This window comes from Roseicyclus amphidinii, from assembly GCF_030163755.1.
GTDB lineage: Bacteria > Pseudomonadota > Alphaproteobacteria > Rhodobacterales > Rhodobacteraceae > Roseicyclus > Roseicyclus amphidinii.
On record NZ_JASJOE010000007.1, the window covers coordinates 68,031 to 90,653 of the forward strand.

23 protein-coding genes and 1 tRNA gene are annotated in these 22,623 nt (G+C 67.9%); 11 read left to right on the top strand and 13 right to left on the bottom strand.

Annotated features, from left to right (window positions below; genetic code table 11):
• Window positions 1-49 precede the first annotated feature (49 nt).
• The 3 genes from QQK83_RS04120 to QQK83_RS04130 all read left to right on the top strand — a co-directional run bounded on the left by QQK83_RS04120 (window position 50) and on the right by QQK83_RS04130 (window position 990).
• Window positions 50-373, top strand: a complete 324-nt coding sequence (locus QQK83_RS04120) for an antibiotic biosynthesis monooxygenase family protein (protein WP_284261939.1) — start codon at window positions 50-52, stop codon at window positions 371-373.
• The gene (locus tag QQK83_RS04125; RefSeq protein WP_284261941.1) at window positions 363-674 is read left to right on the top strand and encodes a DUF5665 domain-containing protein; all 312 of its coding nucleotides are present in this window, start codon (window positions 363-365) and stop codon (window positions 672-674) included. Before QQK83_RS04120 ends, QQK83_RS04125 begins: the two co-directional genes overlap by 11 nt.
• A 73-nt stretch (window positions 675-747) precedes the next feature.
• The gene (locus QQK83_RS04130; protein WP_284261942.1) at window positions 748-990 is read left to right on the top strand and encodes a TFIIB-type zinc ribbon-containing protein; all 243 of its coding nucleotides are present in this window, start codon (window positions 748-750) and stop codon (window positions 988-990) included.
• Window positions 991-1,005: 15 nt separating this feature from the next.
• Here the strand turns inward: QQK83_RS04130 and QQK83_RS04135 are convergent, their stop codons facing one another.
• On the bottom strand, window positions 1,006-3,105 hold the full coding sequence (locus QQK83_RS04135) for a xanthine dehydrogenase family protein molybdopterin-binding subunit (protein WP_284261944.1): 2,100 nt from the start codon (window positions 3,103-3,105) through the stop codon (window positions 1,006-1,008).
• 81 nt (window positions 3,106-3,186) lie between these two features.
• Between QQK83_RS04135 and QQK83_RS04140 the strand changes: the two genes are divergently transcribed.
• Complete coding sequence (locus QQK83_RS04140; protein ID WP_284261946.1) at window positions 3,187-3,954, top strand: aspartate dehydrogenase; 768 nt, start codon at window positions 3,187-3,189, stop codon at window positions 3,952-3,954.
• 23 nt (window positions 3,955-3,977) lie between these two features.
• Here the strand turns inward: QQK83_RS04140 and QQK83_RS04145 are convergent, their stop codons facing one another.
• The 4 genes from QQK83_RS04145 to QQK83_RS04160 are packed head-to-tail and all read right to left on the bottom strand — an operon-like array spanning window position 3,978 to window position 7,026.
• Window positions 3,978-4,166: a DUF2783 domain-containing protein gene (locus tag QQK83_RS04145; RefSeq protein WP_284261948.1), complete on the bottom strand. Its 189-nt coding sequence runs from the start codon at window positions 4,164-4,166 to the stop codon at window positions 3,978-3,980.
• On the bottom strand, window positions 4,166-5,779 hold the full coding sequence (locus tag QQK83_RS04150) for an FAD-dependent oxidoreductase (protein ID WP_284261950.1): 1,614 nt from the start codon (window positions 5,777-5,779) through the stop codon (window positions 4,166-4,168). Before QQK83_RS04150 ends, QQK83_RS04145 begins: the two co-directional genes overlap by 1 nt.
• Window positions 5,776-6,072, bottom strand: coding sequence for a hypothetical protein (locus QQK83_RS04155; protein WP_284261952.1), 297 nt, complete (start codon window positions 6,070-6,072; stop codon window positions 5,776-5,778). The genes QQK83_RS04150 and QQK83_RS04155 overlap by 4 nt, the downstream gene beginning before the upstream one ends.
• A gap of 6 nt (window positions 6,073-6,078) precedes the next feature.
• The gene (locus tag QQK83_RS04160) at window positions 6,079-7,026 is read right to left on the bottom strand and encodes an MBL fold metallo-hydrolase (protein ID WP_284261954.1); all 948 of its coding nucleotides are present in this window, start codon (window positions 7,024-7,026) and stop codon (window positions 6,079-6,081) included.
• 137 nt (window positions 7,027-7,163) lie between these two features.
• Between QQK83_RS04160 and QQK83_RS04165 the strand changes: the two genes are divergently transcribed.
• Window positions 7,164-8,045 carry an NAD(P)-dependent oxidoreductase gene (locus tag QQK83_RS04165; RefSeq protein ID WP_284261956.1) on the top strand — a complete coding sequence of 294 codons (882 nt, stop codon included), beginning with the start codon at window positions 7,164-7,166 and terminating at the stop codon, window positions 8,043-8,045.
• A gap of 44 nt (window positions 8,046-8,089) precedes the next feature.
• Here the strand turns inward: QQK83_RS04165 and QQK83_RS04170 are convergent, their stop codons facing one another.
• Entirely contained in the window at window positions 8,090-8,716 is a 627-nt protein-coding gene (locus QQK83_RS04170) for a protocatechuate 3,4-dioxygenase (RefSeq protein WP_284261958.1), read from the bottom strand.
• A 148-nt stretch (window positions 8,717-8,864) separates the two neighbouring features.
• Here QQK83_RS04170 and mnmH point away from each other — a divergent pair, with 148 nt between their 5' ends.
• The 4 genes from mnmH (at window position 8,865) to QQK83_RS04190 (ending at window position 14,106) form a co-directional block, all read left to right on the top strand.
• On the top strand, window positions 8,865-9,926 hold the full coding sequence (gene mnmH / locus QQK83_RS04175) for a tRNA 2-selenouridine(34) synthase MnmH (RefSeq protein ID WP_284261960.1): 1,062 nt from the start codon (window positions 8,865-8,867) through the stop codon (window positions 9,924-9,926).
• A gap of 155 nt (window positions 9,927-10,081) precedes the next feature.
• A complete protein-coding gene (locus QQK83_RS04180; protein WP_284261962.1) occupies window positions 10,082-13,216 on the top strand; it encodes a valine--tRNA ligase in 3,135 nt (1,044 codons plus the stop codon).
• A 120-nt stretch (window positions 13,217-13,336) separates the two neighbouring features.
• Entirely contained in the window at window positions 13,337-13,669 is a 333-nt protein-coding gene (locus QQK83_RS04185; protein WP_284261964.1) for a DnaJ family domain-containing protein, read from the top strand.
• 74 nt (window positions 13,670-13,743) lie between these two features.
• Entirely contained in the window at window positions 13,744-14,106 is a 363-nt protein-coding gene (locus QQK83_RS04190) for an SH3 domain-containing protein (protein ID WP_284261966.1), read from the top strand.
• A gap of 15 nt (window positions 14,107-14,121) precedes the next feature.
• Here QQK83_RS04190 and trpA read toward each other — a convergent pair whose 3' ends face one another.
• Window positions 14,122-14,913, bottom strand: coding sequence for a tryptophan synthase subunit alpha (trpA, locus tag QQK83_RS04195; protein WP_284261968.1), 792 nt, complete (start codon window positions 14,911-14,913; stop codon window positions 14,122-14,124).
• A gap of 69 nt (window positions 14,914-14,982) precedes the next feature.
• Window positions 14,983-15,402: a VOC family protein gene (locus tag QQK83_RS04200; RefSeq protein ID WP_284261970.1), complete on the bottom strand. Its 420-nt coding sequence runs from the start codon at window positions 15,400-15,402 to the stop codon at window positions 14,983-14,985.
• A 101-nt stretch (window positions 15,403-15,503) separates the two neighbouring features.
• Here QQK83_RS04200 and ychF point away from each other — a divergent pair, with 101 nt between their 5' ends.
• Together ychF and QQK83_RS04210 are read left to right on the top strand one after the other, a co-directional pair.
• A complete protein-coding gene (gene ychF / locus QQK83_RS04205) occupies window positions 15,504-16,601 on the top strand; it encodes a redox-regulated ATPase YchF (protein WP_284261972.1) in 1,098 nt (365 codons plus the stop codon).
• A gap of 51 nt (window positions 16,602-16,652) precedes the next feature.
• Window positions 16,653-16,742: transfer RNA gene (locus QQK83_RS04210), tRNA-Ser, on the top strand.
• A gap of 616 nt (window positions 16,743-17,358) precedes the next feature.
• Here QQK83_RS04210 and QQK83_RS04215 read toward each other — a convergent pair.
• From QQK83_RS04215 to QQK83_RS04235, 5 genes are read right to left on the bottom strand one after another with little or no spacing between them, the layout of a single operon-like run.
• The gene (locus QQK83_RS04215; protein WP_284261974.1) at window positions 17,359-18,741 is read right to left on the bottom strand and encodes an FGGY-family carbohydrate kinase; all 1,383 of its coding nucleotides are present in this window, start codon (window positions 18,739-18,741) and stop codon (window positions 17,359-17,361) included.
• Window positions 18,738-19,052, bottom strand: coding sequence for an L-rhamnose mutarotase (gene rhaM / locus QQK83_RS04220; protein ID WP_284261977.1), 315 nt, complete (start codon window positions 19,050-19,052; stop codon window positions 18,738-18,740). The genes QQK83_RS04215 and rhaM overlap by 4 nt, the downstream gene beginning before the upstream one ends.
• Window positions 19,053-19,058: 6 nt before the next feature.
• Window positions 19,059-20,057, bottom strand: a complete 999-nt coding sequence (locus QQK83_RS04225) for an ABC transporter permease (protein WP_284261979.1) — start codon at window positions 20,055-20,057, stop codon at window positions 19,059-19,061.
• Window positions 20,054-21,037 carry an ABC transporter permease gene (locus QQK83_RS04230; RefSeq protein WP_284261982.1) on the bottom strand — a complete coding sequence of 328 codons (984 nt, stop codon included), beginning with the start codon at window positions 21,035-21,037 and terminating at the stop codon, window positions 20,054-20,056. Before QQK83_RS04230 ends, QQK83_RS04225 begins: the two co-directional genes overlap by 4 nt.
• Before the next feature lie 11 nt (window positions 21,038-21,048).
• The gene (locus tag QQK83_RS04235) at window positions 21,049-22,584 is read right to left on the bottom strand and encodes a sugar ABC transporter ATP-binding protein (protein WP_284262000.1); all 1,536 of its coding nucleotides are present in this window, start codon (window positions 22,582-22,584) and stop codon (window positions 21,049-21,051) included.
• Window positions 22,585-22,623 lie beyond the last annotated feature (39 nt).

Here is a 22,623-nt window from a genome sequence, read left to right on the forward strand (position 1 = left end):
GGCCGCGGGCGGGCAGGCTTGCTAGGCTGGCCGCCAGGAGGATGCCGACATGCCAGCCATCACAGCCGACAGCACGGCCCAGACCGTCATCACCACCTTCGAGACCACGCCCGGCCAATGCGCCGACCTGCTCGACGAGTTGCAGGCGGCCTATGCCGAGTTCATCTCGCGCCAGCCCGGTTTCATCGGGGCGGGTCTGCATGTGAACGACGCGCAGACGCGCATCGCCAATTACTCGCAATGGAAGCGGCGCGAGGATTTCCAGGCGATGCTGCGCTCGGACGAGATGCGCGTGCGCAACCGCCGCATCGCGGCGCTGTGCCGGTCCTTCGAGCCGGTGCTCTACGACGTCGTGGCGCAATATGGGGACTGATCCCGACCGGCCCGATCCCCGGCCCCCCGGCACGCTGGAGGAAGAGCTGCGCGCGCTCAGGCAGGAGATGACGCATCTGCGCGAACACCGGATGTTCCTGCTCTACCAGTCGGTGCCGCGGGTGCTGCTGTTCCGCTTCGCCAGCGGCATGGCGGTGGGGCTGGGCACGGTGATCGGGGCGACGGTGCTTCTGTCGTTGATAATCTGGGTGCTCAGCCAGATCGAGTTCATCCCGATCATCGGCGAATGGTCGGTGCGCATCGCCGAGGAGATCGAGGCCCTGACCGGGGCGCAGGAATAGGTCTTTCCTATCGCCGCTTGTGTCGTGCCTCGGGGTGCTTAGGTCATGGGGGAACCATGAAAGGAGCCACACCATGCAATGCCCGATCGACGGAACCACGCTCGTGATGGCCGACCGACAGGGGGTCGAGATCGACTATTGCCCGCAATGCCGGGGCGTCTGGCTGGACCGCGGCGAGCTGGACAAGATCATCGAACGCTCGGCCCCGCAGGGCCGCGCAGGTGCGCCGGATGCGGAACCCTACCCCCAGACGCACCATGTCGCGCCCAAGCGCAAGCGGCGGGGGTCGTTTCTCGACGAGATCTTCGACTTCTGAAGCGGGTGCTTCAGATCAGGCGTTCAGCGCGTCCCAGATACGTGACGGGCTGAACGGCATCTGCGGCGGGGCCTTGCCGGTGGGCCGGAACGCATCGGTGATGGCGTTGATCAGCGCCGCGGGTGCGCCCGTGGTGGCCGCCTCGCCCACGCCCTTGGCCCCCAGCGGGTTCATCGGGCTGGGCGTTTCGGAATGCGACAGCGCGAGCGGCGGCAGATCATCGGCACGCGGCATGGCGTAATCCATGAAACTGCCGGTCAGAAGCTGCCCGTCGGCGTCCAGCGCGATGGCCTCGAGCATGGTCTCGCCCACCGCCTGCGCAAAGCCGCCGCGGATCTGGCCCTCGACCTGAACGGGGTTCACCATCACGCCGGTGTCGTCATGGGCATGCGCCCTGAGCAGGCGCGGGGTGCCCGTCTCGGGGTCGATCTCGACGAGCGCCGCATAGGCGCCGAAGGCCCAGGCCTGCCCCGCCACCTCGTACTTGCTTTCGGCGGTCACCGGCAGGGGGGCACCCCCCTCGACCATCGCCTTGGCCTTGGCGCAAGCCTCCAGAAGGGCGCTGCCGCCGATGGCGGTGGCGCGGCTGCCGACTGCGCCGACGCCCTCGGCCACGGTGCCGGTGTCGCCCGCGTCCAGCGTGACGGCCTCCATAGGAAGCCCCAGCGCATCGGCGGCGATCTGGGAAAAGGCCGTCAGGCGGCCATGGCCCTGCTGGGTCGCGCCCGTGGCGATATGCGCCGTGCCGTCCGCGTTCAGCGTGACGCGCGCGTATTCCCAGCCCGCCGCGGAGGGATCGACGTAGAAGGCGAGGCCGAGGCCGGCGATGCCGCCTGCGTCCCGGATCGCATCGCGGCGCGCGCGCAGAGCGTCGAGGTCGGCGGCGGCGGCGAAGGCGTCGAGGGCTGCGGCGTAGTCGCCCGAGTCGAGGTGGTTGCCGGTCGCGGTGTCATGCGGCATCGCCGAGACCGGGACGAGGTTCTGCTTTCGCAGCTCCAGCGGGTCGCGGCCCGTCACGGCGGCGGCCTCGTCGATCAGGCGCTCGAGGATCACGTTCGCCTCGGGCCGCCCCGCGCCGCGGTAGATGCCGACGGGCGGGGTCGGGTGGCTGTGGACCTGCGTTTCGATGTCGAGTGCGGGGATGACGTAGCCCGAGGGGAGGATGCGGCCTGCGTTGAAGGCGGGCATCAGCGCGGTGGCCGCGATCCAGTTGCCGACCGGCGCGTCGATCCGCGCCTCGAGCGCAAGGAACCGCCCCTCGGCATCCAGCGCCAGCCGCCCGCGCGAACTCAGGCCGCGTCCATGGGCGGCGGACAGGAATTCCTCGGACCGGGTGGCGATCCAGCGCACGTCGCGCTTGAGCTGCAGCGCGGCCCAAGTGGCGAAGAGCTCTTCGGGATAGGCGAAGCCCTTCATCCCGAAGCCGCCGCCGACATCGGGGGCGACGATGCGGATGCGGTCGGGGTCCAGCTGCAGCACGCGCATCAGGTCGGTCTTGGTGCGATGCGGCGTCTGGGTGGACTGGAAGATGGTCACGCCATCCGTCTCGGCGTCGTAGCGGATGGCGACGCCGCGCGGCTCCATCGGCGAGGGGGCCACGCGGGGGTGGATCGTCTCGACCTCGACGACATGGGCGGCGTGGTCAAAGGCCTGTCGGGCATTGCCCGATTGCCAGCGGCGCTGCGCGATGCGGCGGGGTTCGGGCAGGTCCTCGTCCTCGATGTCGAGGGCGATCAGGTCGACCGCATCGGCGGCGCGCGCCGGGCTGTCGGCGAAGACGGCGGCGACGGGTTCACCCACGCAGGTCACGCGCTCGCGCGCGAGCATCGGGTAGGGAAGCGTGCCCTCGATCTCGAGCACCGGCAGCACGTCGGGCGAGGTGGTGGGCGGCAGGTCGGCACCGGTGAGGACGGCATGGACGCCGGGGGCGGCGAGGGCCTCGGAGATGTCGATCCCGGCGATGCGGCCGGCGGCCACGGGGCTGCGCAGGAAGGCGATGTGGAGCGGCTGGTTCAGCGCGATGTCGGCGGTGTAGCGGCCCTGCCCCTTCAGGAGGGCGGGGTCCTCGCGCCGCGGGATCGCGGCCCCGATCATCTGGCTGGCTGGCTTGTTCATCTCGCGTGCCCCTGTCGTCTTTTCACCCGCGGCTGATACTGTGGCCCTCACGGGAAATGGCAAGAGCGGAGGGGCGAGGCGATGCAGGTGGCGGTGATCGGAGCAGGGGCCATCGGGGCCTGGGTGATCGAGGGGCTGAGGCGCGACGGGCTGGCGCCCGCGGCAGTGATCCTGCGCACCCGCGACATGTCCGATGTGCCGGTCGCCCGCTCGGTCGCGGGCCTGCCCGCGGGCATCACGCATCTGGTGGATTGCGCGGGGCATTCGGGCCTCGCGGCCCATGGGCCGGATGCGCTGGCTGCGGGGATCGACGTTGTGACCCTGTCGCTGGGGGCGCTGGCAGACGCGGGGCTTGCCGCCGCGCTGGCCGAGGCGGCCGAGGCGGGTGGCGCGCGGCTGCATCTCGCAAGCGGGGCCATCGGCGCGCTGGATGCACTGCGGGCCGGGGCGGCGGGCGGGCTGCAGGCTGTGCGCTACACCGGGACGAAGCCGCCTGCGGGCTGGGCGGGGTCACCGGCGGAAGAGGTGCTGGACCTGTCGCGGCTCACCGCGTCGGCGGTGCATTTCGAGGGCAGCGCGCGCGCGGCCGCGCTGCGGTATCCGAAGAACGCGAATGTCGCCGCCGCGGTGGCGCTCGCCGGGATGGGCTTCGATCAGACGCGGGCGCGGCTGGTGGCCGATCCGGGGGCGGCGGGCAACCAGCACGAGATCGAGGCCGAAGGGGCCTTTGGCCGCTTCCGCTTCGAGATCACGGGGTCGGCCCTGCCGGGCAACCCGCGCAGCTCGGCGCTGGCGGCGATGAGCGCGCTGGCCGAGGTCCGGCGGCTGCGGGCGGTCGTGTCGACGTGACCGGTGCCGGGCTGAAGCCCGGCCTACCGTTTCGCCGCCGCCAGGGCTTCGCGGATCACCTGCAGGTCGCCGATTTGGTTCATCAGGATCAGGATGAGCCGCGCGTTCAGCGCCTCGCTCTCCTCGCGCGTCAGCCCGTCATGGGCGGCGATCAGTGCCTCGTAGGCGTCGTCGGGGGCGGGCAGGTTCGGCTCGAGCGTCAGATGGGCCATCAGGTATCCCTCCCTTCGGCGCGGGCGCGCGCGCGGGCCAGTTTCCCGGCGTCGCAGGCGGCCCAGCGGGCGGCGACGTGCTGGTCGGGCCGGACCAGGTAGAGCGCGCGCTCGGCCTGCCCGAGGTAACGCTCGGCGAGGAGCGGCTCGGCCTTGGGGTCGAAGCTGAACACCGGCAGGTCGCGGGGAAGGGGCGGCAGGGTCGCGCCGAGGTTCAGGACGGCGAAGCCCTGCCCGAGATGATCGAGCAGGTGGCTTCCGTCCGACAGGCGCGCATCCGGGCAGGCCGCGCCGGGGCGGCTGCGCGCGGGCCCGCCCGGCAGGGCGTCGGGCGTCACCAGCGGCGAGCCGTCATAGACCGCGGGCACCGAGAGGCGGCCGGAGTTCACCATAGGGCGCGCAAAGGGCGCGTGGGCCGCCAGATGCAGCACAGCGTCGCGGAAGACGCGGGATTGCGGTGTCTTGGGCGTTATGAAATCCGTCGAGCGGGTCGAGTTGCGGATGTTCTCGTCGGCGGCATGGATGCGCTCGGCGTCGTAACTGTCGAGGAGGGTGTCGGGGTAGTCGCCCCGGATCACGCCCGCCAGTTTCCAGCCGAGGTTGTCGGCGTCCTGAATGCCCGAATTCGCCCCCCGCGCGCCGAAGGGGCTGACCTGATGCGCGGCATCGCCGGCAAAGATCACGCGGCCATGGCGGAAGCGTTCCATCCGGCGGCACTGGAAGGTGTAGATCGAGGTCCAGTCCAGCTCGTACTCCACGTCCGGCCCGAGCATCTGGTCGACGCGGCGGCGGATGCGGGCGGGCTCCAGCTCGGCCTTGCGGTCGATGTCCCAGCCGAGCTGGAAGTCGATGCGCCAGATGTCGTCGGGCTGCTTGTGCAGGAGCGCCGATGCTCCCGACTTGAACCACGGTTCGAACCAGAACCAGCGTTCGGTCGGGAAATCGGCGGTCATCTTCACGTCGGCGATCAGGAAGTTGTCCTCGAAGACGCGCCCCTCGAAGCCCAGCCCCATCATCTCGCGGATCGGCGATTTCGCTCCGTCGCAGGCGATCAGCCAGTCGGTCGTGATCGTGTAGGGCCCGTCGGGCGTGTCGAGGTGGAGGGTCACGGCCTCCGCGCCCGCCTCCATCGCCGTCAGGCGGTTGCGGCCGCGGATCTCGATGGGGGCACCCTTGGCCCTGGCGTCGTTGACGGCCTCGACAAGGAAGCGTTCGAACAGGTTCTGTTGCAGGTTGATGAAGGCCGGGTAGCGGTGGCCGTCTTCTGGTAGAAGATCGAAGCTGAACACCTCGTCCCGGTCGTGGAACACGCGGCCGCGGTTCCAGACCACGCCCTTGTCCAGCATCTGCGGCCCGCATCCCAGCCTGTGCGCGATCTCGAGCGTGCGCTTGGCGAAACAGATCGCGCGGCTGCCTTGGCCGACGCCCTCGTGGTCGTCCAGCACCAGCACCGGCACGCCGCGCAACGCAAGGTCGAGGCCCGTCGCCATGCCCACCGGCCCGCCGCCGACGATGGTGACGGGGTGATGGGCGGGTTGGTCCGCGCCCTGATCGGCCGAGCGGGCGTAGGGGTAGAGGCGGAAGGCGAGGGGGTAGCGGTCCTGGTAGGTCAAGACGAGCTTCCTTCCTTCTTATTCCTGTTGGCCTTGGCCCACGCGATGACGCTCAACCCATTGATCGTGATCGACTCGGGCGAAACGAGCCCCGCTACAGGCTGGGCTTCGGCTTTCATCCGGACCCGCAACCCGGCTGCCAAGGCGTTTGCGACGCTCTCCAAGTCCGGAACCCGAATGTAGTCTTCCTCGAACTTGGAGACGCTGACGACGTAGAAGCCGTCTTTCCCTTTGTGGGGGATTTGAACGTCCCCTTTGTGGTCACCACTGGCTACTCGGCTTTCGATCCTCACGGTTTGTCACTCCTGCAGCGCCGCCCACATCTCGGCGTCGCGCTCGGCGGTCCAGATGCGCGGATGGTCGAGGCCGCGGGCCTCGTCATAGGCGCGGGCGATGTTGAAGGGCAGGCAATGCTCGTAGATGGCGAAATCGCCGAACTTGGGGTCGCAGACCGCGCGGGCGGCGGCCATGGCCTCCTTGAGGGAACCGCCGCGGGCCGCGACGCGGGCGACGGGCTCGTAGGTCGATTGCACGAAATCGCGGGTGCTTTCGATGGCCAGCTCCACGTCCCCGCCGATCAGCGCGTCGCCGCGCCCCGGCGCGATGGCGCGGGGCTGGAAGCCCGCGATCACGTCGAGCGTGTCGCCCCAATCGGCGAAATGCCCGTCGCCGCAATAGCAGGCCGAGTGGTATTCGACGATGTCACCGGTGAACATCACCTCTTCATCCGGCACCCAGATCACGGCATCCCCCGCCGTATGCGCGCGCCCCGGCACGAAGATGTCGACGCGGCGGTTGCCCAGATACACCGTCATGCTTTCGGAGAAGGTCGTTGTGGGCCATGTCAGGCCGGGGATTTCCTCGTGCCCCTGGAAGAGCCGCGGGAAGCGGGCGAATTCGCTGTCCCAATCCTCCTGCCCGCGCTCGACCACCATGGCTCGCGCGGTGTCGGACATGATGACCTGCCCCGCGCCATAGGCCGACGCGCCCAGAACGCGGACGGCGTGGTAATGGGTCAGCACGAGATGCGAGATCGGCTTGTCGGTGACGGACCGCACGCAGTCGATCACTTTGCGCGCAAGGCGCGGGGTGGCCTGTGCCTCGACGATCATCACGCTGTCGTCGCCGATGATGACGCCGGAATTCGGGTCGCCTTGGGCGGTGAAGGCATAGAGACCTTCGCCGATCCGGGTGAAGCTGATTTCCTTTTCGGTCAGGTCGCCTGCCGATGCGAAGGCCTTGGCCATTCGGTTCCTCCTTATGCTTGGTGCGGATTTTAATGCAAATGCAACGATGCGTCCATGCACCCTCTGCCGCTGGACAGTCGCCTTGCGGCTGCTAGGGTCTCGCGCGACCACGGGACACGACAACAAAGGGGTGGATGATGGCAAAACTCGCATTTCTGGGGCTGGGCGTGATGGGCGCGCCGATGGCGGCGCATCTGAAAAACGCGGGCCACGAGGTGACGGTCTACAACCGCACCACGGCCAAGGCCGAGGCCTGGGCCGAGAAGAACGGCGGGGCATGGGCCGCCACCCCGCGCGAGGCGGCGGAGGGCTGCGATTTCGTCATGGCCTGCGTCGGCAATGACGACGATCTGCGCTCGGTCGTCCTCGGCGAGGACGGGGCGCTGGCGGGGATGGGCGAGGGCGCGATCTTCGTGGACCACACCACGGTGTCGGCGACCGTGACGCGGGAACTGGCCGCCGAGGCCGCCGAGAAGGGCGTGGGCTATGTCGACGCGCCCGTGTCGGGCGGGCAGGCCGGGGCCGAGAACGGCCAGCTTGCGATCATGTGCGGCGGGGCGGAGGCGCATTTCGCCGCCGCCGAGCCGGTCGTCGCCGCCTATTCCAAGGCCACGATCCGCTTCGGCGAGGTGGGCGCGGGCCAGCTGACCAAGATGGTCAACCAGATCTGCATCGCAGGGCTGGTGCAGGCGATGTCCGAGGGGCTGTATTTCGCCATGAAGGCCGGGCTCGACCCCAAGGCGGTGGCCGGGCTGGTCAGCCAGGGGGCGGGCGGCTCGTGGCAGTTGCAGAACCGCGCGGGCACTATGGTGGACAACGAGTTCAACCACGGCTTCGCCGTCGACTGGATGCGCAAGGACCTCGGCATCGCCATCGGGCAGGCGAAGGAGCTGGGCGTCTCGCTGCCGGTCACCGCCATCGTCGACCAGTTCTACGCGGAGGTGCAGCAGCTGGGCGGCGGGCGTTGGGACACCTCGAGCCTGATCCAGCGCTTTCGCGCGATGAACGGCGAATTGTGAGGCAAGGCCCCGGCGCGCCGCATGTGGGCGCGCCGGGGTGCTGTCTAGATCACGACATCGACCACCGCTTCTTCGCCGCTGTCGGTCTGCGCGAAAACCATGGACACGGCCCGCGCCTCGGCCTCCGACATCCGGTTGTAGAGCCGGTCGCGGTCGTTGGCGGGGTGGCCCGCGATGTAGAATTGCGAGGTCAGGACCTCGCGGTCACCCTCGAACAGCTTGACGTGGATATGCGGCGTGCGGCCGGGGTAGGTCACGGGCTTGATCGTGCGGAAGCTGTAGCTGCCGTCGGGGCCGGTGATGTCATGGCCGAAGCCCTGGAAGCCGCTGTCGAAGGCGATGGCCTGACGGTCGCCGGGGTGCATGTATTTTCCGTTCATGTCGCATTGCCAGATCTCGATCCGGCGGCCGCCCAAGGGCGCGCCGTCGCGGTCCAGCACGCGACCGCGCAGCGTGAAGACCTCGCCGCCCGCCTCCTCGACCATGCCGATGATGCGCACGAGATCGTTGTCGATGTCGGGCCGTCGCATCGCGGGTGCGGGGTAAAACGGCCCCTCCATGGCGGGGGGTGTCGGTTCGGCGGCGATGGCCGCCTTGCCCAGCGATGACAGCCCCAGCGCGCCCAGCGTTCCTGCGACGAAGCCGCGGCGGGATGTGTGTTTGGTCGGCATCTGCGCAGTGTCCTCGTGATCAAATGGCGGTGTTTCACGCAGCTAGCACCGGTTTCCGTCGCGGCGACGGGGCAGTTTTGCGGGCGGCGGGGTTTCGCCGGGCGGGCCGGGCTTTGACGCGCCGCATGTTCTCGCCTAAGCGGGCGCAATGGCCCACCGTTTCACCGTTCTTTCCGCTCTCCGCGCCGCAGGCTTCGACGCGATCCTCGACGTGCGCAGCCCGTCGGAGTTCGCCGAGGATCACCTGCCTGGCGCGGTCTCCATGCCCGTCCTGTCGGATGCCGAGCGCGCCGAGGTCGGCACGATCTACGTGCAGGACAGCCCCTTTCGGGCGCGCAAGATCGGCGCGGCGCTGGTCGCGCGCAACGCCGCGCGGCACATCGAGGAACGGCTGATGGGCGAGGGCGGCGGCTGGCGGCCGCTGGTCTATTGCTGGCGCGGCGGGCAACGGTCGGGGTCTTTCACCTCGATCCTGCAACAGATCGGCTGGCGGGCCGAGGTGCTGGACGGCGGCTACCGGACGTGGCGGCGGCATGTCGTGGCCCGGCTTTACGATGCGGAACTGCCGTGTCGCGTGATCCGGCTGGACGGGTTCACCGGGACGGCGAAAACGGATGTCCTGAAGCGCGTGGGGGCGCTGGGGGGGCAGGTGCTGGACCTCGAGGGGCTGGCGCGGCATCGCGGCTCGATCCTTGGCGACATCGACGGGGCGCAGCCCGCGCAGAAGGGCTTCGAGAGTGCGCTGGTCGCGGCGCTGGAAGGGCTGGACCCCGCCCGCCCCCTGCTGGTCGAGGCGGAATCGGCGCGCATCGGCGCGCTGCGGCTTCCGCCTGCGCTTTGGGTGGCGATGCGGGACGCGCCCCGCATCGTGCTGGAGGCCGCGCCCGAGGCGCGCGCGCGGTATCTTGCGCGGCAGTATGCCGGGCTTGTCGCGGACCGGGGCGGGCTGACGCGCCGCCTGAACGGGCTGCGCGCGCTCGCGGGGCACGCCACGGTGGACGGCTGGCTCGGCCTGCTGGAGGCCGGCGAGACCGAGGCGCTGGCCCGCGGCCTGATCGAGGCGCATTACGACCCGGCCTATGGCCGGTTGCGCCGAGAGGATGGCAGCCCGGTCATCGCCCGCCTCGAGGCGGGCGCGTTGGACGTGGCCTCCATCGAGGCCACGGCACGTGCGGTGCTGGCGCTGCCGGATTTTGCAAAATCCGGTTGAGAGCCTTGCAAGGCTCTCACGAGGCCGCGTCGCGGCCCGGAGGTCCTTGCAAGGACCTCCGCGAAAGCCTTGAAAGGCTTTCGCCCGCCCCCCTTTCCCTTGGGCGGCGCATTCGGTAACTGACACCCGGACCCTGAGACGAGAGGCGCAGACCCATGGACAAGAGCTTTGACGCCGCCGCCGCCGAGGCGCGCATCTATGCCGACTGGGAAGCGAAAGGTTGCTTCAAGGCGGGCGCGAGCGCCGCGCCGGGGGCCGAGCCCTATGCCATCATGATCCCGCCGCCGAACGTGACCGGGGTGCTGCACGTCGGCCATGCCTTCAACAACACGCTGCAGGACGTGCTGGTCCGCTGGCACCGGATGCGCGGCTTCGACACGCTGTGGCAACCGGGCACCGATCACGCGGGGATCGCCACGCAGATGGTCGTCGAGCGGGAACTGGCCAAGGAAGGCAAGTCGCGCCGCGACATGACACGGGAGGAATTCCTGTCCCACGTCTGGGCGTGGAAGCAGAAATCGGGCGGCACGATCCGCCAGCAGCTCAAGCGCCTCGGCGCGTCCTGCGACTGGTCGCGCGAGGCCTTTACCATGTCGGGCGCCGAGGGCGCGCCCGCGGGCGAAGAGGGCAACTTCCACGACGCCGTGATCAAGGTCTTCGTGGACATGTACGAGAAGGGCTACATCTACCGCGGCAAGCGGCTGGTGAACTGGGACCCGCATTTCGAGACGGCGATCAGCGATCTCGAGGTCGAGAACATCGATACCGCGGGCCACATGTGGCATTTCAAGTATCCGCTCGCCGGTGGCCAGACCTATGAGTATGTCGAGAAGGATGAAGACGGGAATGTGACCCTGCGCGAGACGCGGGATTACATCTCGATCGCCACCACCCGCCCCGAGACCATGCTGGGCGACGGCGCGGTCGCGGTGCATCCCTCGGATGAGCGGTATGCGCCCATCGTCGGCCTGCTCTGCGAAATCCCGGTGGGGCCGAAGGAGCATCGCCGCCTTATCCCGATCATCACCGACGACTACCCCGATCCCGATTTCGGCTCGGGCGCGGTCAAGATCACCGGGGCGCATGACTTCAACGACTACGGTGTCGCCAAGCGTGGCGGCATCCCCTGCTACCGGCTGATGGACACCCGCGCGCATCTGCGCGACGACGGCGCGCCCTATGCCGAGGCCGCCGCGGTGGCGCAGGCTGTCGCCAATGGCGACCGGACCCTGACCGAGACCGAGGCCGATGCGCTGAACCTTGTTCCCGACCATCTGCGCGGGCTCGACCGGTTCGAGGCGCGGAGCCGTGTCGTCGAGGAGATCACCGCCGAGGGGCTGGCCGTGATGACCCGCGCGGAAGATCCGCGGTTGGGCAAACCCGCCGTGAAACCGGGCGAAGAGGGCGCGGATGCGCTGGTTCCCTTGGTCGAGGCCAAGACGATCACCCAGCCCTATGGCGACCGCTCCAAGGTCGTGATCGAGCCGATGCTGACCGACCAGTGGTTCGTCGACACCGCCAAGATCGTCGGCCCCGCGCTCGATGCCGTGCGCGACGGGCGCACCCGGATCATGCCGGAACAGCACCGCAAGGTGTATTTCCACTGGCTCGAGAACATCGAGCCCTGGACGATCTCGCGCCAGCTGTGGTGGGGGCACCAGATCCCGGTGTGGTACGGGTTCGACCTGGGCGCGCATGGGTTCAAGGATGACGAAGGCGACGGCGCGCTCGACATGGTCGAGATGGGTCGCCTGCTGAACGCTCAGACCCTGCTGAAGGGCGACGAGCGCCACCATTGCGCCGCCGATTTCGCGGGCGTTGCCGGCCAGTTCGCCGATGTGCTGGCGGGGCTGCCCACGCCGCTGAACCACGCCAATGTCACCGAGGTCGCCGACCGCGAAGCGGCCGCGCATGCGCTGGCCGAGAGCCTTGCCGCCTACGAGATGAGCGGCGATCCGACCAGGCTGATCTACCCGGTCTGGCGCGACCCCGACGTCCTCGATACCTGGTTCTCCTCGGGCCTTTGGCCCATCGGGACACTTGGCTGGCCCGAGGACACGCCGGAGCTGAAGCGGTATTTCCCGACCTCGACCCTTGTCTCGGGCTTCGACATCATCTTCTTCTGGGTCGCCCGGATGATGATGATGCAGCTCGCCGTCGTGGGCGACGTGCCCTTCCGCGATGTCTATGTCCACGCCCTCGTCCGCGACGAGAAGGGGCGGAAGATGTCGAAGTCCATCGGCAACGTGCTCGACCCGCTGGAGCTGATCGAGGAATTCGGCGCGGATGCGCTGCGCTTCACCTTGACCAGCATGGCCGCGATGGGCCGTGACCTGAAGCTGTCGAAGGACCGCATCGCGGGCTATCGCAACTTCGGCACGAAGCTGTGGAATGCCGCGCGCTTCGCCGAGATGAACGATTGCAAGCCGGTCGCGGGGTTCGATCCCGCCTCGGTCAGCCAGACCGTCAACAAGTGGATTGTGGGCGAGACCGCCCGCGCCCGCATGGCGCATGACGAGGCGCTGTCGGCCTACCGCTTCAACGATGCGGCGAACGGGCTTTACGCCTTCGTCTGGGGCAAGGTCTGCGACTGGTACCTGGAGTTCGCCAAGCCGCTCTTCGCCTCGGGCGACGAGGCCGTGATCGCGGAAACCCGCGCGACGATGGCCTGGGTCATCGACCAATGCCTGATCCTGTTGCACCCCACCATGCCCTTCATCACCGAAGAGCTGTGGGGCGAGATCGCGCCGCGCGACACCATGCTGGTCCATGCCGACTGGCCGACCTACGGCGACGAGTTGATCGACGCCGAGGCTGACCGCGAGATGGGCTGGGTTATCGCCCTGATCGAAGAGGTCCGCTCGGTCCGTCAGCAGATGCATGTGCCCGCGGGGCTCAAGGTGCATCTGATGCAGGTGGAGCTGGACGAGAAGGGGCAGGCGGCCTTTGACCGCAACGCCGCGATGATCGAGCGGCTGGCGCGGCTCTCCGAGGTCACGCGCGTGGACGAGATGCCCAAGGGGGCTGTCACCGTTGCCGTCGAAGGCGCGGTCTTCGGCCTGCCCATCGCGGAGCTGATCGACGTGGCCGAGGAGAAGGCGCGGCTCGAGAAGGTGCTGGAGAAGCTCGGCAAGGAGCTGGGCGGGCTGCGCGGACGGCTGAAGAACCCCAAGTTCGTCGAAAGCGCGCCCGAGGAGGTCGTGGAGGAAACCCGCGAGAACCTTGCCGCGCGAGAAGAGGAAGAGGGCAAGATCCGGGCAGCACTGGAGCGGTTGGCGGCGATCGGCTAGGGGGCTGGCGCAAAACTGCAGTTTTGCGGGACGAAAAACTGCAGTTTTTCGCGCCGGACATCTCGAGATGTCCGAACGCCCCCTCTGCCACGGGGCCGGGGGGTGTGCTATGATCGGGCGATGTCGCATTGGTTCGAACGCCTCGCGGAACGCCGCATGCTCAAGGCCCGGGCCGAGGGGAAACTCTCGGGCCTCGCGGGCGAGGGAAAGCCCTTGCCTCGCCACCTCGAGGCGGCCTTCGTCGATCCAGGCGAGGCGGTGGGCTACCGCATCATGGCCGAACACGGCGCGCTGCCCGAGGAGGTGCAGCTGCGCAAGGCCCTCGCCGCGGCCAAGGCGGCCTATGCTGTGGCCGAGGGGGATGAGGCCAGGCGCGCGGCCATGGCCGGGATCGCCGAGGTGCAGATGAAGCTCTCCATCGCCGAGGAGGCCCGGCGCAAGTTCATGCGGTAAACCCGCCATTGTCGGACCGGGACAGGCGATGGCACCCTTGCGGGCAGTCCAGCTCGAGCACGGGAGATGATGCGATGCGCCTGTTTGCCCTTTCCGCCTTCGCCGCCGCGGCCCTTGCCTCTGCGGCATTTACAGCTCCGGCCCATGCCACCGCCGATGGCCCCGACGCATGGCGCGTCACTGGGGTGTCCGCCTCGGACGTGCTGAACGTGCGCGTAGGCCCCGGCACCGGGTATTTCGTGATCTCGGCTCTGCCGCACAACGCGCGGGGGCTGCAATTGGGCACCTGCGTGCCGACGGTCACGCGCGAGCAGTATTTCGCGTTGAGCGAGGCGGCGCAGCAGCGGTTGAACGGCTATTCCGCCTGGTGCGTGGTGATCTACGAGGGGCAGCAGCTGGGCTGGGTCAACCGCCGCTTCCTGACCGAGGACGGCTAGACCCGACCACCCCGCTCAGGCGCGATGTGCCCCGTCGGCCAGCCCTTTGACGAAGGCGGCAACGTCATCGACCGATTTGCCCGCCGCGATCTCGGAGACGATGGCCGAGCCGACGACGCAACCATCCGCGATGGCGGCGATGCTTTCGGCGGCACCGGGGGTCTTGATGCCGAAGCCCACGATCACCGGCAGGTCGGTCTGCGACTTGATCCGCGCGACCTCGGGGGCGACCTGCGCCGCGTCGGCCTCGGCGGCACCCGTGATGCCGGTGATCGAGACGTAGTAGACGAAACCGCTGGTGTTCTGCAGCACCTTGGGCAGGCGCTTGTCATCGGTGGTGGGGGTCGCCAGCCGGATGAAGTTCAGCCCCGCCTTCTGCGCCGGGATGCACAGCTCGTCATCCTCTTCGGGAGGCAGGTCCACGACGATCAGACCGTCGATCCCGGCCTCGAGCGCCTGGGCAAGGAAGGTGTCGACGCCGCGCGAATAGATCGGGTTGTAATAGCCCATCATCACGATGGGCGTGGTCTGGTCGTCCTTGCGCAGCTCGCGCGCGATCTGGAGCGTCAGGTCCAGCGTCTGCCCGCCCTCGAGCGCGCGCTGGCCGGCCAGCTGGATCGTCGGGCCGTCGGCCATCGGGTCGGTGAAGGGCATCCCCAGCTCAATGATGTCGACGCCCGCGCCCGGCAGCGCCTTCACCACGGCAAGCGAAGTCTCGTAATCCGGGTCGCCCGCCATGACATAGGCCACGAAGGCCTTTTTCCCCTCGGCCTTCAGCCGTGCGAAGGTGTCGTCGATACGAGTCATGTCTGGTCCCTGTCCCTCGGTCCGCACGGGTTTGCGGGAAAGGGGCGGGGAAATCAATGGGGCGCGGGGCTACGCGACCCCCTCTTCGACCGAAACCATCCAGCGCACTCCGAACCGGTCGCGCACCGTGCCGAAGGCGGGGGTCCAGAAGGTTGCCGCCATCGGCATTCCGACCTCGCCGTCGGCCGCGAAGGCATCGAAGACGCGGAGCGCCTCGGCGACGCTATCCAGCCCGAGGTGGATCGAAACCCCCGCCATCGGCGCGGTGTCGTCGGGGCCCGAGTCCGATGCCATGATGTTGAGGTCGCCCGTCACCAGCGCCACGTTCATCACAGCGTCTTCCGGCATGCCGGACATCGCGGCCTGGTCGGCCTCGGGCATGTCGGCGAGCGTCATGAAGTGGGGCGGGTCGGCCCCCAGCACCTCGGCATACCAGGTGATCGCCTCGCGGCAGGTTCCGGGAAAGAAAAGATAGGGGATGACTCGCATGAGTTTCCTCCCGTTGCACGGCCCCATGCATATCACGGCAGGTTGCCCCCCGTCCACGCCCGCCGTAAAGGGGGGCGAATTCCCTTCGGACGGAGTGGGCAATGGGTTTCAAGGTCGGGATCGTGGGGCTGCCGAACGTGGGCAAGTCCACCTTGTTCAACGCGCTGACGCGGACGGCGGCGGCGCAGGCCGCCAATTTCCCCTTCTGCACCATCGAGCCCAACGTGGGCGACGTGGCCGTGCCCGACGCGCGGTTGGACAAGCTCGCGGGCATCGCCAGGTCGAAACAGGTGATCCCGGCGCGGATGACCTTCGTCGACATCGCGGGCCTGGTGAAGGGCGCGTCCAAGGGCGAGGGCCTCGGCAACCAGTTCCTCGCCAATATCCGCGAGACCGACGCCATCGCCCATGTCCTGCGCTGTTTCGAGGATGGCGACGTGACCCATGTCGACGGTCGCGTCGATCCCATCGCCGATGCCGAGGTGATCGAGACCGAGCTGATGCTCGCCGATCTCGAATCGATCGAGAAGCGGCTGCAAAATATCGTGCGCAAGGTGCGCGGCGGCGACAAGGAAGCGGTCCAGCAGGAGCGGTTGCTGAAAGAGGCGCAGGCCATGCTGGAGGAGGGCAAGCCGGCGCGATTGGTCGAGGTCTCCGACGAGGATGCGAAGGCGTGGAAGATGCTTCAGCTTCTGACCACGAAGCCGATCCTCTACGTCTGCAACGTCGACGAGGGCTCGGCCGCCGAGGGCAATGCCCACTCCGCCCGCGTGGCCGAGATGGCCGCCGCGCAGGGGGCGGCGCATGTCGTCATCTCCGCCCAGATCGAGGAGGAGATCGCCCAGCTCGACGCCGAGGAAGCCGCGATGTTCCTCGAGGAGATGGGGCTGGAGGAAGCGGGTCTCGACCGGCTGATCCGTGCGGGCTACGGGTTGCTGGGATTGCAGACCTATTTCACCGTCGGCCCGAAGGAGGCCCGCGCCTGGACCATCCGCCGCGGCACGCTCGCGCCGCAGGCGGCGGGCGTCATCCACGGCGATTTCGAGCGGGGCTTCATCAGGGCCGAGACCATCGGCTACGAGGATTACGTGTCGCTGGGTGGCGAGACCGGTGCCAAGGACGCGGGCAAGATGCGCGTCGAGGGCAAGGGCTACGAGGTCAAGGACGGCGACGTCCTGCATTTCCTGTTCAACGCCTGAGCACGCGTTTCGGGCTTGTCCCCGCTGGTCAGGGCCATTAGACGGGTCGGCGGAGACGTGGCCGAGTGGTCGAAGGCGCTCCCCTGCTAAGGGAGTAGGCGGGAAACCGTCTCGAGGGTTCGAATCCCTTCGTCTCCGCCATCAAACATTGAGCCTTGTCACCGTGACGTTGCCTGCGAGGTCCGGCGGCATGTCGCCCTGCCTTGGCGACCGACAGGTCGGGACGCGGGGCACGCGCGACCTGCGGCGTCGTGTGGTTCATGCATGCGCGGTGTGGCCCGCTCGATGTCTTGGCGGTCCCAACCCTTGTGCCGGAAACCTCCTCGGAGGAGAGATCAAGCCGGGGCTTGGCGCACAGCACATTATGGCGGGCTGCACAGGCCGTGATATCGCGCCCGGCCACAGTCGCAGGCTTCCGGTCGGATCGAGCGATGGTGAGCCTGTCTTGTTGTCCTCGGCGGTCCGGCTGCGTGAGCGGCCTCCGGCCGTGCAGGGCCAAGCGCGGTCTGTCGCTCGGGACCGGCCCGAACGATTCGGTCGTGATGCCACCGGGGCGGGCTTTCTCACGCGATCCCTCAGCGATGCCGGGCCTGTGCGAGGCGCGACGCCCCGTCAAACTGACATGGTGGCGCGATACGGTTCCTCTTTCCCCCTGAATGATGCCGGGGCCGCTGCGCTCTTGACCCCCCGTGCCCCGAACGCCTTCCGCGCGTGGCATCCAACCGCCCGCCGGACGGCGCACTCCGTTCGCATCGTCCTACCTCGCCGCGACGTGCCTTTGCCACGCGCGGGCATAGGACGACAGCAGGCCGCGCGTTTCCGGGTCGGGGGCGGGAAGGGTCGGGATGTCTTGATCCCCGGGGGCATCCGCTGTGGCGAGCAAGGCCGCCCCCTGGCTGGTTCCCGTCGCGCTGGTCATGGCGCGCACGGGCGATGCGGTGGCTTCTGCGAGCATCCACAGATACGGCCGGTTGCGGGCAAAGGGCCCTTCTACCACGATGATCCCCTGGTGGCCGATAAGCTCGAGGCAACGGGCTGTCACGAGGGCAAGGTAAAAGCCTACGGCCGCCGACCGTTGTCCCGAACCCTGCGCAGGTTCCGGACCGGACCAAGCTGCCTTGGCACCGGCATAGGGGCCGGTCTCGGGCACAAGTGCGGGGAACAGCATGATGCGCCCGGTCAGCACCTCGCGGATCTGCGCCGCGTCGGGCTCGGTTCGCGCCGCGCCGAGCGCAAGGTCGTGTTCCCGCCCTCCCATGAAGCGCGCCGATGCAACGGCTTGTCCCAAGGCATTCACATTGACCAACGTATCCCGCTCCGGGTCGAGAGTGACCGGCGCGCCGCCGACCGCCATGGCAATGACCCAGGTGCCTGTCGAGACCACGCTGAACGGCGCGTGCAGCGTCATGAGATGCGGCAGCAGAGATGCGTTGGAATCGTGGATGCCGCAAAAAACGGGCGTGTCCGGGGCAAGGCCGGTCCGCGCGGCAATCTCCGGCAGGATGGTCCCCAGCACGTCGCCGGGTTTCCTTGGCGGGGCGATCCTGTCCGCGATGCCCAGCGCATCCGGCAGCGTGGAAAACGTGCCGGAAAACGGGTTCCACAGGTCCGTATGGCATCCCAGCGACGTCACGTCCGTTGCAACGACGCCGGTGAGGCGATGCGCCCAGAACTGCGGATAGGTCACCACGCGCCACACCCGGTCGCGCAGGCCCGGATCCCTGTGGAACTGCCAATGGAGCTGCGCGCCGAGGTTGAGCCCCATGGCCAGCCGTGGCGATCCGGTCTCGCGGAACGGTGGGCGGATCGCGTCATAGGCATCGCGGACCCGGTCCGGTCCGGCATGCTCGTAATCGAGGATGGGGGCGGCCAGCGTGCCCTCCTCGGCGATCAGGGCGGCGGCCGCGCCATGGGTGGTCACCGTGATCGCCGAGACACCGTGCCGGGCGTGAAACCGCCCGAGCCCGTCCAGCAGGAAGCTCCAGTGACCCTCCACGTCGAAATGCGGGTAGGGTGGGCCGGGGACAACTGTGTTCGGCCGGGTGACCACCGCGATCTCGGCAAGGTCCGACATGCGGACGAGCGCCAGCTTGGCGTTCGTTTTCCCGATGTCGATGACGGCGATGTGCCCCTGGGTCATGGCATGTGAAAGACCGTCGAAAGGGGAACCGAGACCGGTTCGTTGTCATCATGGACCTCCATGATGTCGGCCATGTGCGCCCACCATCGCTGCATGATCTCGTGGTTCGGCAGATCATCCATCCCGTGATCGTCGGTGCGCCACAGCACCCCGAAGAGGGTGTTGGTCTCCGCGTCGAGATGGATCGAATAATCCGACACGCCCGCGTCCTTCAGAAGGGCCACCAGCTCGGGCCAGATCTCGTCATGGCGGGTCTTGTAGTCCTCGGCGGCGCCGGGATTGAGGCGCATCTTGAACGCATGTTTCTGCACGGCGGGTTATCCTTTCGCGGCATGTGCGCGCCACTTGTCCCAAAGGCGCGGGAGCGCGATCACCCCGATCAGCAGCGCGCCGATCACGATCGACATCACGATGCCGGGGACATTCAGAAGCCCGAGGCCGAAGGTCACGAGCCCCATCACGAAGGCGGCGATGACCACGCCGGGGATCGAGCCCGCCCCGCCGAGGATGCTGACGCCGCCGAGAACCACCATGGTCACGATCTCCAGTTCCCAGCCCACCGCGATGGAGGGGCGGGTCGACGCAAGCCGCGAGGTCAGGCAGATCGCGGCGACCCCGGACATCAGGCCCGTGAGCAGGAACAGGATGAACTTGACCCGCGCAACGCGAATGCCCGAGAACTCCGCCCCGACGGGATTGTTGCCGATGGCATAGACCGCGCGGCCAAAGTTGGTCTTGTGCAGCAGCACGAAGTAGATCAGCGCGAGCACCGCGAAGAGCACAAGCTCGAACGAGATGACCCAGAACACGTAACCCTGCCCGAAAAAGGCGAAGTCGGCCGGGTAGCCGCGATAGGCCTGGTCCCCGAGGACGATGTAGCTGATGCCGCGAAACAGGCTCATCGTGCCGATGGTCACGACGATGGACGGCAGGCCCAGCCGGGTGACGAGGACGCCGTTGAACGCCCCGCACAGCAGCCCGACCCCCAGCCCGATCAGCACCAGGCCCGGCGTCCCGACGCCGACCTGAACCGCCGCGCCCATTGCGGTGGAGGCCAGCGCGATGATCGAGGCCACGGACAGGTCGATCTCACCCGCGATGATCAACAGCGCCATGGCAAAGGCGATCATCGCCTTTTCGGTGAAGTTGAACGTCATGTCGCTGAGGTTCCACGCGTTCAGGAAATACGGCGACATGAAGCTGTTGACGATGAAGATCGCAACGGCCACCGCCAGCAGAAGCGACTCCCAGCTTTTCACGCGCCGTTGCAGCGGCGATTGCAGGCGGTCCGGGATGACCCGTGTGGTGTCGGTCATGACGCATGCTCCGCGCGTTTCAGAATGATCCGGCCTTTGGTGCGGTTGGCCTGGGTGTTGAGGGCGACCGCTATGATGATCGCTGCGCCAGAAATCGCCAGTTGCCAGAACGGCGAGATGTCGACGACGGGAAGGGCGTTGCCGATGATGCCGAGGAACAGCGCCCCCAGCATCGCTCCGGCCACGGTGCCGATGCCGCCCATGATGGCGACGCCCCCGATCACGCAGGCGGCCACGACATTCAGCTCGAAGCCCCCCGCAAGATCGACGAAGGCGACCGCGAAGCGCGACACCCACAGATAACCGGTCAGCCCCGCAAGCGCGCCCGAAATCGTGAAGGCCCAGAATTGGGTCTTGCCCACGTCGATGCCGGCATAGGTCGCGGCATGCGGGTTGCCGCCCGCCGCGTAAAAGGCCCGGCCCAGTGTCGTGCGGCTCATCACGAGGCTGAAGAACAGGACGGCCGCGATGGTGATCCAGCTCATCACCGGCAGCCCAAGGAACTCGGCCCGCGGAAAGGCCTTGAACGGGTCGCTCAACTCGTGGCTGTTGACCCACTGGCCGTCCGACAGAAGGAAGATGGTCCCGCGGAAGATCGTCATCGTCCCGAGGGTCACGACGATGGGCGGGATCTCGAGTTTCCACACGAGGATGCCGTTGAACATGCCCAGCAGGGCACCGATCCCGATGGCGCAGGCGATGATCACCGGCACCGGCAACCCCGGCAGCGCCACGTTGATCATGGCCACGACCATACCCGTCAACGCCAGGTTGGCCGCCACGCTCAGATCGATGCAGCGCGTCAGGATCACGATCATCTGGCCGATCGCCAGCAGGATCAGCGGCGCGGTGTCGTTGAACACGTTGGCGAGGTTGGCGGGTGTGATGAACGCGGGAAAGCGCGAGGCGATGAGCGCCAGCAGCACGAGGATCGCGCCGCTCAACAGAACCTCGCGGGACATCAGGACATGTCTGGACATCGGCCCCTCCTTCAAATGCCTGCGGCGTGACGCACAAGGGTTTCGGGCGTCAGCGCGTCGCCGGTCAGCTCGGCCGCGATGAGCCCTTCGCGCATCACGATGACGCGGTCGGACATGCCGAGCACCTCGGGGATTTCCGAACTGACCATGATGACCGCCAACCCCTGCGCGGCGAGTTCCGCCATGAAGTCGTGGACGGCGGCCTTCGATCCGATGTCGATGCCCTTGGTGGGTTCGTCGAGGATGATGACCTTGGGCTGCGTGGCCAGCCACTTGGCGATCACCACCTTCTGCTGGTTGCCGCCGGACAGGTTGCCGACGGTCGTGTCGAGCGACGCCGCGCGCAGGTCCAGCCGCCGGGTGTACTCGCGCGCCAGCCTGAATTCCTCGGCGAGCTGCAGGAACCCATTGCGCGAGGTGCGCCCCAGTGACGGAAGCGTCACGTTCTGAAAAATCGGCAGGGCCGTGATCGCGCCTTGCGTGCCGCGGTCTTCGGGCACGTAGACGATCCCCTTGGCCACCGCGTCGGCAGGGGACCGGATGGTCACGGGCTCCGCGTCGATCAGGACCGTTCCGCCGGAGGGCCGTGTGATGCCGAACAGGGCCTGCATGAGTTCGGATCTGCCCGCCCCGACCAGCCCGTAGAAGCCCAGGATCTCGCCGCGGCGCAAGGTAAAGCTGATCTCGGCAAACTCGGTCGGGTGCTCGTAGCCGTCGACCACGAGGATCTGCGCGCCGATGTTGCGCTCGCGGTCGGGAAAGATCTGGCTGACATCCCGTCCCACCATCATCTTCACCACCTCGGCCTCGGTCACGTCGGCGATCGCCCCGCTGCCGACAAGCGCGCCGTCGCGGAAGACCGTGTAGTTGTCGGCGATGCGGAAGATTTCGTCGAACTTGTGGCTGATGAAGAGGATGGCCTTTCCCTGCGCCTTCAACGTCTCGACAAGCTCGTAAAGCTCCTCGATCTCCTTCTGGCTCAGGGCGGCCGTGGGCTCATCCATGATGACGACGCGTGCGTCGATGGACAATGCGCGCGCAATCGCCACAAGATGCTTGCTGGCAATCCCGAGATCCCTGAGCCTCGTGCGCGGGTCGATGTTCGCGCCGATCCCCGCGAGGATCTCGCGGGCCCTTTCGATCATCGCGTTGGTGTCGATCAGGCCGAACCGTCCGCGGGGCGCATGGCCGAGAAAGATGTTTTCGGCCACCGACAACTCGTCGAACAGCACCGTCTCCTGGTGGATCGCCGTCACACCGGCATCGCCGGCCGCCTGCGCGGTGGCAAAGCGCACCGATGCCCCGTCCACCTCGAGCGTGCCGCCATCGGGCTGATAGATGCCCGTCAGGATCTTGACGACCGTCGATTTCCCCGCGCCGTTTTCGCCGATCAGCGCCGTGACCTTTCCGGCGAACAGCTGCAACGAAACCTGCGACAGGGCGGTGACACCGGGAAACGTCTTGGTCACGCCGTTGAGCGCAAGCACCGGGATATCGCCCTGCGTGCCCTGCGTGCCCGATGTGCTCGGCATGTGATCGGCCTGCATCAGCATGGTGCGCCCTCGTGTCGGGAAAGCGTCCGGCGC

Bases quoted from the DNA above. Each gene is read 5' to 3' on its own strand.
- QQK83_RS04120 (WP_284261939.1), top strand. From the start codon at position 50: ATGCCAGCCATCACAGCCGACAGCACGGCCCAGACCGTCATCACCACC.
- QQK83_RS04125 (WP_284261941.1), top strand. From the start codon at position 363: ATGGGGACTGATCCCGACCGGCCCGATCCCCGGCCCCCCGGCACGCTG.
- QQK83_RS04130 (WP_284261942.1), top strand. From the start codon at position 748: ATGCAATGCCCGATCGACGGAACCACGCTCGTGATGGCCGACCGACAG.
- QQK83_RS04135 (WP_284261944.1), bottom strand. From the start codon at position 3,105: ATGAACAAGCCAGCCAGCCAGATGATCGGGGCCGCGATCCCGCGGCGC.
- QQK83_RS04140 (WP_284261946.1), top strand. From the start codon at position 3,187: ATGCAGGTGGCGGTGATCGGAGCAGGGGCCATCGGGGCCTGGGTGATC.
- QQK83_RS04145 (WP_284261948.1), bottom strand. From the start codon at position 4,166: ATGGCCCATCTGACGCTCGAGCCGAACCTGCCCGCCCCCGACGACGCC.
- QQK83_RS04160 (WP_284261954.1), bottom strand. From the start codon at position 7,026: ATGGCCAAGGCCTTCGCATCGGCAGGCGACCTGACCGAAAAGGAAATC.
- QQK83_RS04165 (WP_284261956.1), top strand. From the start codon at position 7,164: ATGGCAAAACTCGCATTTCTGGGGCTGGGCGTGATGGGCGCGCCGATG.
- QQK83_RS04170 (WP_284261958.1), bottom strand. From the start codon at position 8,716: ATGCCGACCAAACACACATCCCGCCGCGGCTTCGTCGCAGGAACGCTG.
- mnmH (WP_284261960.1), top strand. From the start codon at position 8,865: ATGGCCCACCGTTTCACCGTTCTTTCCGCTCTCCGCGCCGCAGGCTTC.
- QQK83_RS04180 (WP_284261962.1), top strand. From the start codon at position 10,082: ATGGACAAGAGCTTTGACGCCGCCGCCGCCGAGGCGCGCATCTATGCC.
- QQK83_RS04185 (WP_284261964.1), top strand. From the start codon at position 13,337: ATGTCGCATTGGTTCGAACGCCTCGCGGAACGCCGCATGCTCAAGGCC.
- QQK83_RS04190 (WP_284261966.1), top strand. From the start codon at position 13,744: ATGCGCCTGTTTGCCCTTTCCGCCTTCGCCGCCGCGGCCCTTGCCTCT.
- trpA (WP_284261968.1), bottom strand. From the start codon at position 14,913: ATGACTCGTATCGACGACACCTTCGCACGGCTGAAGGCCGAGGGGAAA.
- QQK83_RS04200 (WP_284261970.1), bottom strand. From the start codon at position 15,402: ATGCGAGTCATCCCCTATCTTTTCTTTCCCGGAACCTGCCGCGAGGCG.
- ychF (WP_284261972.1), top strand. From the start codon at position 15,504: ATGGGTTTCAAGGTCGGGATCGTGGGGCTGCCGAACGTGGGCAAGTCC.
- QQK83_RS04215 (WP_284261974.1), bottom strand. From the start codon at position 18,741: ATGACCCAGGGGCACATCGCCGTCATCGACATCGGGAAAACGAACGCC.
- QQK83_RS04225 (WP_284261979.1), bottom strand. From the start codon at position 20,057: ATGACCGACACCACACGGGTCATCCCGGACCGCCTGCAATCGCCGCTG.
- QQK83_RS04230 (WP_284261982.1), bottom strand. From the start codon at position 21,037: ATGTCCAGACATGTCCTGATGTCCCGCGAGGTTCTGTTGAGCGGCGCG.
- QQK83_RS04235 (WP_284262000.1), bottom strand. From the start codon at position 22,584: ATGCAGGCCGATCACATGCCGAGCACATCGGGCACGCAGGGCACGCAG.